The organism is Streptomyces purpurogeneiscleroticus, assembly GCF_020024005.1.
GTDB lineage: Bacteria > Actinomycetota > Actinomycetes > Streptomycetales > Streptomycetaceae > Streptomyces > Streptomyces purpurogeneiscleroticus.
This window is the reverse complement of sequence record NZ_NHSG01000469.1, coordinates 1-10317: the sequence shown is the minus strand read 5'-3', so window position 1 is coordinate 10317 and position 10317 is coordinate 1. Positions and strand designations below refer to the sequence as shown.

The window sequence follows — 10317 nt, the reverse complement described above, 5'->3', positions numbered from 1 at the left end:
GGTGCAGGCATGAAGGTGCCACCTCGGGGACGGGGGTGCGCCAACAGGGACGGGCAGCAGTTCTAGCAGAAGAGTTCCGCATTGTTAACATATCTTGCGTGAAGTTCTGGCCCGTCATACCGTGCTGGCCATACCGTTCGAGGCATGCGAAAGGGGCCGCGCACGTGGCTGTGCGCGGCCCCTCCGGTCCTGCGTATGCGGTCAGTCCTCCCCGTACGGAAGGAGATCCGGGCGCTTCGGCGGCCGTCCGTCGCCGCTCGACCGGCCCGTCAGCCGGCGGCCTATCCACGGCACCAGATGTGTCCGGGCGAACCGCGCGTCCGCCGTGCGCCGGGCCACCCAGCCCGGCGGCACCGGAGGCGGCAGCGGCGCGTCCCACTCCGCCTCCGGCGGGAGGCCGAGCGCCTGCCAGACGGCCTCGGCGACCCGCTCGTGACCCTCGGCCGTCAGGTGCAGCCGGTCGTCCGCCCACAGCCGCGGGTCGCCGAGCGACGCCGAGCCGTAGAGGTCCACGACGAGCGCGCCGTGCCGCCGCGCGACCTCGTCGATGTGGTCGAAGAGCATCTCCATGCGCGGCCGGAAGCGCTCCAGTACCGGACCCTGTCGGCCCGGGCTGCGCATCAGTACCAGCTGCTTGCAGCTCGGTGCCAGCCGCGCCGCGGCCTCCTCCAGGAGCGCGCACACCCGCGGGACGTCGCACTTCGGGCGCAGTACGTCGTTCAGGCCGCCCACCAGCGTGACCAGGTCGGCGCCCATGGCCGCGGCCGCGGGTGCCTGGTCCGCGGCGATCTGGCCGATGAGCTTGCCGCGCACGGCGAGGTTCGCGTACTGGAAGCCGGGCGTCCGGGCGGCGAGGCGGGCGGCGAGCAGATCGGCCCAGCCGCGGTACGAGCCGTCCGGCAGCGCGTCCGACATCCCTTCGGTGAAGGAATCCCCGACCGCGACAAAACTGGTGTACTCAGCACTCATCTCCATGGCGCGAGCGATCCTATACGCAGTACAGGATCGCTCGCGCGGAGCCTCGGCTTACGCCGGCCGTTGCTGGAGCACCAGCTCCCGCAGCACGTCCTCCATCGTGACCAGCCCGGCCAGCCGCCCGTCGTCGCCGATCACGGCGGCGAGGTGGGTGCGCGAGCCGCGCATCGCGGTCAGCACGTCGTCCAGCGGCGTCGCGGCCCGCACCCGGGCGATCGGCCGCATCGAGGACACCTGGAACGGCAGGTCCCGCGGCATCGCGTCCAGCGCGTCCTTCACGTGCAGATAGCCCAGGATGCGGCGGGAGCCGTCGACCACGGGGAAGCGGGAGAAGCCCGACCGTGCGGCCAGGTCCTCCAGGCCCTCCGGCGTGACGCCCAGCCGCGCGTGGACCACCTTCTCCACCGGCAGGACCACGTCACGGACCGGGCGACGGCCCAGCTCCAGCGCGTCCCGCAGCCGCTCGGCGCCCCGGTCGTCCAGCAGGCCCGCGTCGGAGGAGTCCTCCACCATCTTGACCAGCTGGGCGTCGGAGAAGGTCGCGGCGACCTCGTCCTTGGCCTCCACCCGCATCAGCTTCAGCAGCCCGTTCGCGAACGAGTTGATCGCGAAGATCACCGGACGCAGCGCCCGCGCCATCGCCACCAGCGGCGGCCCCAGCAGCAGCGCGCTGCGCACCGGCGCGGCCAGCGCGATGTTCTTCGGCACCATCTCGCCGAAGAGCATGTGCAGATACGTCGCCAGGGCCAGCGCGATCACGAAGGACACCGGGTGGATCAGGGACTCCGGTACCCCGGTGACGTGGAAGAGCGGTTCCAGGAGGTGGGCGATGGCCGGCTCGGCGACCGCGCCCAGCACCAGCGTGCACAGCGTGATGCCCAGCTGGGCCGCCGCCATCAGCGCGGAGACGTGCTGCAGGCCCCAGATGACGCTGCGGGCCCGGCGGTCGCCCTGCTCGGCGTACGGCTCGATCTGGCTGCGGCGCACCGAGATCAGCGCGAACTCGGCACCCACGAAGAAGGCATTGACGACCAGCGTGAGCAGGCCGATGAAGAGCTGCAGCGCGGTCATCGGGCGGCCTCCTCGTGCGTACGGGCGGCGTCCGCGTCACCGGCCGCGGGGGCGTGCAGCAGTACGCGCGCCGCCCGGTGGCCGGACGCGTCCATGACGTCCATCCGCCAGCCGGCGACCGACAGCGTGTCGCCGTCCTGCGGGATGCGGCCCAGCTCCGTGGCGATCAGCCCGGCCAGCGTCTCGTACGGGCCCTCCGGCATCCGCAGGCCGATCCGCTCCAGCTGGTCGGAACGGGCCGCGCCGTCCGCGTCGTACAGCGTGCGGCCGTCCTCGTCCTTGCCGGCCGGGGCCAGGTCCGGGGTCTCCAGCGGGTCGTGCTCGTCGACGACCTCGCCGACGACCTCCTCGACGATGTCCTCCAGCGTCGCGACGCCGGCCGTGCCGCCGTACTCGTCGATCACCACGGCCATCGTCCGCTTGCCCGACAGCCGGTCCAGCAGCTCGTTGACCGGCAGCGTCTCCGGTACCAGCAGCGGCTCGCGGAGCATCTCCGCGACCGGGTGCCGGCGCCGCCGCGCGGCCGGTATGGCCAGCACGTCCTTGATGTGCGCCACGCCGACGACGCTGTCCAGGTTGCCGCGGTAGACCGGGAAGCGGGACAGGCCGGTGGCGCGGGTCGCATTGGCCACGTCCTCGGCGGTGCACTGCACCTCCAGGGCCGTGACCTGCACCCGCGGGGTCATGACGTTCTCCGCCGTGAGGTCGGCGAGGCTCAGCGTACGGACGAACAGCTCGGCCGTGTCCGCCTCCAGCGCACCCTCCTTGGCGGAGTGCCGGGCCAGCGCCACCAGCTCCTGCGGGCCGCGTGCGGACGCCAGCTCCTCGGCCGGCTCCAGGCCCATCCGGCGCACCACACGGTTGGCGGTGTTGTTCAGATGGCCGATCAGCGGCCTGAACAAGGCGCTGAAGCCGCGCTGCAGCGTGGCCACGCGCTTGGCGATGGGCAGCGGGCTGGAGATCGCCCAGTTCTTCGGCACCAGCTCGCCGACGACCATCAGGACGACCGTCGAAATGGCCGTACCGAGGATCAGCGCGGTGCTCTCGCCCGCGGACCGCGGCAGCCCCACGGCCTCCAGGGGGCCGGTGAGCAGCGCGGCGATGGAGGACTTGGCGAGCATGCCGATGACCAGGCCGGTCACCGTGATGCCCAGCTGGGCGCCGGAGAGCTGGAAGGTCAGGCCGCGTACGGCCTTGAGAGCGCTGTCCGCGCCGCGCTCGCCGCGCTCGGCGGCGCGCTCGAGGTCGCTGCGCTCGACAGTCGTCAGCGAGAACTCGGCCGCGACGAAGACACCGCAGGCCAGCGTCAGCAGGAACGCCACGGCCAACAGGAGCAGCTCGGTCATCGGGTCACCTCCGTCCCATGGTCGAACAGGTCCGGGAGGTTCGCGCTATGTCGACTGCAACTGGGAGGGTCGCCCATGGCTGGACGCTCACACCTTTCCTCGGGAAATGCGCTGCGGACCGTGTATCCGGCAGCGGGGGGACTATCCATAGTAAAGGACCGGCAAAGCAGCGGCCCGGTGACCGGAACGGTCCCGGGCCGCCGCGTGGAGTGTTTTCCGATATCAGGCGGTGGTGGTCAGTCCGAGCGCGGAGGCCAGCTCGCGCCACTGGGCACGCGGCAGGTCGGCGCGCCCGCCCCCGGCGAGGGCCTGGAGCGCGACGTGGTCGGCGCCCGCTGCGTAGTACGCGTCCAGGCGAGCCCTGACGGTCTCCGCGTCGCCCAGCGCGAAGAGGGCGTCGAGGAGGCGGTTGCTGCCGCCGCCGGCGAAGTCCTCCTCGGCGAAGCCGAGCCGCAGCAGGTTGTCGGTGTAGTTGGGCAGCCGCAGGTACATCGCGAGGGCCTCGCGGGCCGTGCCGCGCGCCCGCTCCAGATCGGTGTCGAGCACCACCTTCAGCTCCGGCGCGAGCAGCGCCTCGCTGCCGAGCGCGGCACGGGCCTGGGCAGTGTGCTCCGCGGTGACGAGGTACGGATGCGCCCCGGCCGCGCGGTCGGCGGCGAGCCGCAGCATCTTGGGCCCGAGCGCGGCCAGCACCCGCCGCGGTGCCGGCACCGGCTCGGGCGCCGCGTCCAGCCCGTCCAGGTACCCGACCATCGCGGAGTACGGCTTGGCGTACTGCGGCGCGAGCGCGCTGTGGCTGACGCCGATACCGAGGACGAACCGTCCCGGCGCCTCCTTCTCCAGCTGGGCGGCCTCCGCGGCCACGGTGGACGCGTCGTGGTCCCAGATGCTGAGGATTCCGGTGGCCACGGTGATGCGCCGGGTGGCCTGCACGACCTTGCGGGCATCGGCCACCGACGGGCTGCCGCCCAGCCACACGGTGCCGAATCCGAGCTCTTCGAGCTCCGCCACGGCATCGGCGATCCGGGCGGCCCCCTCGGCGTCCTGGGAGCGCAGGGCGGGACTCCAGATACCGATGCGGCCGAAGAGTGCGTGCGGGGACTGGGCTGAGGAAGTCATGCAGACGGCAACCCGCCGCGGCCCGCGGCGTATTCCGGCTCCCGCCGCGAAAGCGCGAAACTCTGCAAACTCTGCGCGAAGCGTTGACGTGCCCTCGTCGATTCCCTACTTTCCCGTTCGAAGTCGCGGGCATGGTTCGAAATTCCGAACGCCATGCCGTGTGAATCTCCGAGCAAAGGAGAACCGCGTGCGCCACCCCCGCCTGAGATCTTCCTTCCTCGCCGCGTCCGCCGCCGTCCTGCTGGCCCTGCTGCCGGCGAGCGCCTCCGCCTACCCCGGCCCGGGCCATGTCACCGGTGACGTCGTCGTCCACGACCCGACCATGCTCCGCGCGCCGGACGGCCGGTACCTGCTCTACTCCACCCACGGCTACCTGGAAGCCCGCACCTCCACCGACCGCACCGCCTTCACCCGCAGCGGCAACGCCTTTGCCTCGCCGCCGAGTTGGTGGTCCCGGTACTCGGCCACGAACGACCCGTGGGCGCCCGACATCTCGTACCAGGGCGGCCGGTACCTCATGTACTACGCCGTCTCGCGCTTCGGCTCGAACACCTCCGCCATCGGGCTCGCCACCTCCCCGACCGGGCTGCCGGGAAGTTGGAGCGACCAGGGCATCGTCCACGCCTCCACCTCCAGCAGCGACTACAACGCCATCGACCCGGACCTGTTCGTCGACAGCGACGGCAAGTGGTGGCTGGCCTTCGGGTCCTGGTGGAGCGGGCTCAAGATGATCCGCCTCGACCCGGCGACCGGCAAGCAGTACGCGGGCGACACCACCCGCCACTCGCTGGCCGCGCGCCCGACCGGCACGAAGGCGGTCGAGGGCCCGACCGTGGTCAAGCGCAACGGCTACTACTACCTCTTCGCCTCGTACGACACGTGCTGCAACGGCACCGGCTCCACGTACAAGATCAAAGTCGGCCGGGCCACCAGCCCCACCGGCCCGTACTACGACCGCAACGGCGTGGCGATGACCAACAACGGTGGCACCGTGGTCATGGCGTCGCAGGGCTCCGTGATCGGCCCCGGCGGCCAGGACGTCATGCCCGACGCCGACGGTGACCTGCTCGTCTACCACTACTACGACGGCAACGACGGCGGCACGCCCAAGCTGGGCGTCAACCTGCTGAACTGGAGCGGGGGTTGGCCGACGGCGTACTGACGGACCGCGGGCCGCTTCAGTCCGTCAGATGGCGGACCCAGCGGCTCCACTGGGGCTCGGGGGCGTAGCCGGACGCATGCCACGCTTGGTGCGCGAGTTCATTGCGGTTGAGCACCATCGCGTCCGCGCGCCGCCCGCCCAGCGCCGCGAACCGCTCCTCCGCGGCCGCCAGCAGCGCCCGCCCGATGCCCTGCCGCCGCCGGTCGGGGTGGACTGCCAGCCGGTACAGGTGGCAGCGCCACCCGTCGAACCCGGCGATCACCGTGCCGGCCAGCTCGCCGTCCCGCTCGGCCAGCAGCAGCGCCTCCGGGTCCCGGGCGACCAGCCGGGCCACCCCGTCGTGGTCGTCGCTGATGCTCGTGCCTTCCGCGGCGTCGCGCCAGAACCGCAGCACGGCGTCGATGTCGGAGGGGGCGGCGGGACGAATGCGGAGACCACTCAGAAGATCACTCATGGGGCGAGCCAAGCAGATCACCGGCGTGTGCGGCGAGCGATTTCCGCTCAAGGGGACGCAGGAACGCCGGTCGGAGCACGGGTCAACCCCCGTCCCCGCGCAGGCTGTCCACGGAGCGGGCCACTTCCGCGACGCGGTCGGCGATGTCCGCGGGGTCGGGGGCCGGGGTGTTGCGGAGGAGGAGTTCGATGCGGGCGAGCTGCTGGGCGATGTCCGCGAGCCGTTCTCCGCTGACCGGCTCCTGGGCGGTCGCCGCCAGCCGTTGGTTCTTGCGGTACAGGTCGAGGAAGATGCCGACCTTGGTCCGCAGCATCCAGGGGTCGATGGGCTTGGTCAGGAAGTCCGCGGCGCCCACCGCGTATCCCCGGTAGGCGTAGTCCGCTTCGGGGTTGGCGCCGGTCACCAGGATGATGGGCACGTCCTTGGTCTGATCGAGGCGCTTGATGGTGCCGGCGGTCTCGAAGCCGTCCATGCCGGGCATCACGACATCCAGCAGCACCACCGCGAAGTCCTGGCGCAGCATTGCCTTCAGGGCTTCCTCCCCGGAGCGGGCGCGGACCAGCTTCTGGTGGAGGGGGCCGAGTACGGCCTCCAGCGCGACGAGGTTTTCCTCCATGTCGTCGACGAGGAGGATGCTGCACTGGTCGGGTACGACGGTGGTCATGGCCTGCCCTTCGGTGCCTCGCCGGCATCGTCCTGCGACGGATCGCCGTCCTGTGACGCGTCGCCGCCGTCCGGCGACGCCGTGCCGTTCTCCGGATCGAGCAGCGCGCAGATCACCGACAGCAGACGGTCGATGTCCACGGGCTTGGGGACGTAGTCGTCGGCGCCGCTGTCGATCGCCTTCTCCCGGTCCCCGGGCATGGCCTTCGCAGTGAGCGCGATGATCGGCAGATCGGCCAGCCGGGGGGTGTTGCGGATGGCGCGGATGGTCTCGTAACCGTCCATCTCGGGCATCATGATGTCCATCAGGATCAGGGAGACGTCGGGGGTGCGCTGCAGGACTTCCAGGCCCTCGCGGCCGTTCTCCGCGTACTTCACGGTGATGCCGACCCGGCCCAGGACATGTGTGAGGGCGAAGACGTTGCGGATGTCGTCGTCCACGACGAGGATCCGGCGCCCGGCCAGCACCCGCCCCGGGCGCCCGCTCAGCCACTCCTTGAGCCGCGTCGTCTGCGGCCAGGCGTCCTCGCGGGCGTCGGGGCCCGCGGCGGCCGCGGTGCCGACCACGTCGTCCGGTGTGACGGCCGTGTCGTCCGGCCAGTCGAGGGTGGCGGGGACCAACTCCTCCGGGTTCAGGTCCGCGACCGGACCGAGGGCCTCCACCGGGCGCGGGTCGCCCTCCGGCGTCGGGATCTCCACGGCGCCGGGGTGGCGCGCGGGGATGTACAGGGTGAACCGGGAGCCGACGCCGACCTCGCTCTCGGCGGTGATCCGGCCGCCGAGCATCCCGGCGATCTCCCGGCTGATGGACAGGCCGAGGCCGGTGCCGCCGTACTTGCGGTTGGTGGTGCCCTCGGCCTGCTTGAACGCCTCGAAGACCATCGGGAGCTTGTCGGGGGAGATGCCGATGCCGGTGTCCTTGACGCGGAAGGCGACGACGGCGTCCGCGTTCCGCAGCGTCTCCTCCGTGAACTCCTCGCCCGGCACCCGCTCGACGCACAGCTCCACACCGCCGGAGTGGGTGAATTTCACCGCGTTGGACAGCAGATTGCGCAGGACCTGCTGGAGGCGCTGCTCGTCGGAGTACAGCTCGCGCGGTACGTCGTCGCCCACGGTGATCTCGAAGCCGAGTCCACGGTCGGCGGTCAGCGGCCGGAAGGTGGCGTGCACATAGTCGAGCAGCTTGTCGAGGGACAGGTCCTTGGGGTGAACGTCCATCCGGCCCGCCTCGATCTTCGACAGATCGAGGATGTCGCTGATCAGCTGGAGCAGATCGGACCCCGAGCGGTGGATCGTGGCGGCGAACTGTACGTCCTGCTCGGAGAGATGGCCGTCGGGGTTGTCGGCGAGCAGCCGGGAGAGGATCAGCAGCGAGTTGAGCGGCGTGCGCAGCTCGTGCGACATGTTTGCGAGGAACTCCGACTTGTACTGCGAGGCGGTCGCGAGCAGTGCCGCCTTCTCCTCCAGCGCGGCGTTGGAACGCTGCAGCTCGTCGGAGCGCTCACGCAGCTCGGCGGTGAGCCGCTGGGACTGGGAAAGCAGCGATTCCGTACGCGAGTTGGCGATGATCGTGTTGAAGGAGACGGCGATGGTATTGGCGAACTGGTCGACGAAGGCCAGGTGCACATCGCTGAATCTGCTGAGCGACGCCAGCTCGATCACGCCGAGCAGCTCGTCCTCGAAGAGGATCGGCACGATGACGATGCTGGCCGGAAGCGCCGCGCCGAGCCCGGAGTTGATGGTGATGTAGTCCGGCGGGGCGTCCAGTACGAGAATGCGCTTCTTCTCCTCGGCCGCCTGGGCGATCAGCCCGCGGCCCGGGGTCCCGGAGCCGGGGAGCGGGCTCTCGCCGCCGGCCTGGTCGGTGCCGTACCCGGCGATGAACTGGAGGCCCTCGCCGGGTCGTTCACCGGACTCGGCCAGGAAGAACGCGCCGAACTGCGCGTTGACCAGCGGGGTCAGCTCGCTGAGGATCAGTCCGGCGACCTCCACCAGGTCGCGGTGGCCCTGCATGAGGGCAGCCATGCGGGTGAGGTTGGACTCCAGCCAGTCCTTGGCGCGGGTGGTTTCCCGGAGGTTGGACACCATGAGGTTGATGTTGTTCTTCAGCTCGGCGACCTCGCCCTTGGCCTCGACCGCGATGGAGCGCGACATGTCGCCCTGGGTGACCGCGCTGGCGACCTCGGCGATGGCGCGTACCTGGGTGGTGAGGTTCGAGGCCAGCTCGTTGACGCCGGTGGTCAGCCGCTTCCAGGTGCCGTAGACGCCCTCGACCCGAGCCTGTCCGCCCAGCTGCCCCTCGCTGCCGACCTCGCGGGCCACGCGGGTCACCTCGGAGGAGAACGAGGAGAGCGTGTCGACCATTGTGTTGATGGTCGTCTTCAGCGCCAGGATCTCGCCGCGCGCGTCCACGTCGATCTTCTTCGACAGATCGCCCTGGGCGACTGCGGTGGCGACCTGCGCGATATTGCGTACCTGCGACGTCAGGTTGTCCGCCATGAAGTTGACGTTCTCCGTCAGGTCTTCCCACACTCCGGATACGCCGCGTACCTGTGCCCGGCCGCCGAGCCGCCCCTCCGTACCGACTTCCCGGGCCACTCGCGTGACCTCGTCGGCGAACGCGCGCAACTGCTCGACCATGGTGTTCACGGTGTCCTTCAGCTGCAGGATCTCGCCGCGCGCGTCCACCGTGATCTTCTTCGACAGGTCACCGTCGGCGACGGCCGTGGTCACCTGGGCGATGTTGCGTACCTGCGACGTCAGGTTCAGCGCCATGAAGTTGACGTTGTCCGTCAGCTCCTTCCACACCCCGGAGACGCCGCGGACCTGCGCCTGTCCGCCCAGATTCCCTTCGGTGCCGACCTCGCGGGCCACCCGGGTGACCTCGTCGGCGAAGGCGGAGAGCTGGTCGACCATGGTGTTGATCGTCGACTTCAGCTCCAGGATCTCGCCCTTCGCCTCCACCGTGATCGTCTTGCCGAGGTCGCCCTGGGCGACGGCGGTGGCGACCTGCGCGATGTTGCGTACCTGCGAAGTGAGGTTGTCCGCCATGGAGTTGACGTTCTGCGTGAGGTCCTTCCATACGCCGGATACGCCGCGTACCTGTGCCCGGCCGCCGAGCCGTCCTTCGGTGCCGACCTCGCGGGCGACCCGGGTGACCTCGTCGGCGAAGGCGGAGAGCTGGTCGACCATGGTGTTGATCGTCGACTTCAGCTCCAGGATCTCGCCCTGGGCAGCCACCGTGATCTTCTGGCTCAGGTCGCCGGTGGCGACCGCCGTGGTCACCTGGGCGATGTTGCGTACCTGCGAGGTCAGATTCGACGCCATGAAATTGACGTTGTCGGTGAGGTCCTTCCACACGCCGGAGACGCCCGCCACATGGGCCCGGCCGCCCAGCTGTCCTTCGGTGCCGACCTCGCGGGCCACCCGGGTGACCTCGTCGGCGAACGCCCGCAGCTGGTCGACCATGGTGTTGATCGTCGACTTCAGCTCCAGGATCTCGCCCTTCGCCTCCACCGTGATCGTCT

The 10317-nt window shown here is 70.4% G+C and carries 8 protein-coding genes; 1 reads left to right on the top strand and 7 read right to left on the bottom strand.

The genetic code is table 11. The annotated features are described in order from the left end of the window. Positions 1–201 precede the first annotated feature (201 nt). The 4 genes from CCS38_RS34135 to CCS38_RS34120 form a co-directional block, all read right to left on the bottom strand. Positions 202–975 (bottom strand): SGNH/GDSL hydrolase family protein, encoded by a 774-nt coding sequence (locus CCS38_RS34135; RefSeq protein WP_223737408.1) that lies wholly within the window; start codon positions 973–975, stop codon positions 202–204. A 51-nt stretch (positions 976–1026) separates the two neighbouring features. After that, entirely contained in the window at positions 1027–2046 is a 1020-nt protein-coding gene (locus tag CCS38_RS34130; RefSeq protein WP_223737406.1) for a hemolysin family protein, read from the bottom strand. Then, positions 2043–3392 carry a hemolysin family protein gene (locus CCS38_RS34125; RefSeq protein ID WP_223737404.1) on the bottom strand — a complete coding sequence of 450 codons (1350 nt, stop codon included), beginning with the start codon at positions 3390–3392 and terminating at the stop codon, positions 2043–2045. The genes CCS38_RS34130 and CCS38_RS34125 overlap by 4 nt, the downstream gene beginning before the upstream one ends. Positions 3393–3614: 222 nt before the next feature. Next, complete coding sequence (locus tag CCS38_RS34120; protein ID WP_223737402.1) at positions 3615–4511, bottom strand: LLM class F420-dependent oxidoreductase; 897 nt, start codon at positions 4509–4511, stop codon at positions 3615–3617. 187 nt (positions 4512–4698) lie between these two features. Between CCS38_RS34120 and CCS38_RS34115 the strand changes: the two genes are divergently transcribed. Then, positions 4699–5673, top strand: coding sequence for an arabinan endo-1,5-alpha-L-arabinosidase (locus CCS38_RS34115; protein WP_223737400.1), 975 nt, complete (start codon positions 4699–4701; stop codon positions 5671–5673). Between the two features lie 16 nt (positions 5674–5689). On the opposite strand, the gene CCS38_RS34110 is transcribed toward CCS38_RS34115, so the two are convergent. The 3 genes from CCS38_RS34110 to CCS38_RS34100 all read right to left on the bottom strand — a co-directional run. Then, positions 5690–6127, bottom strand: a complete 438-nt coding sequence (locus tag CCS38_RS34110) for a GNAT family N-acetyltransferase (protein WP_223737397.1) — start codon at positions 6125–6127, stop codon at positions 5690–5692. Between the two features lie 82 nt (positions 6128–6209). Beyond that, the gene (locus tag CCS38_RS34105) at positions 6210–6791 is read right to left on the bottom strand and encodes a response regulator (RefSeq protein ID WP_223737395.1); all 582 of its coding nucleotides are present in this window, start codon (positions 6789–6791) and stop codon (positions 6210–6212) included. After that, on the bottom strand, positions 6788–10317 hold a 3530-nt coding region (locus CCS38_RS34100), incomplete at its 5' end, for a HAMP domain-containing hybrid sensor histidine kinase/response regulator (protein WP_223737393.1). The genes CCS38_RS34100 and CCS38_RS34105, both read right to left, overlap by 4 nt.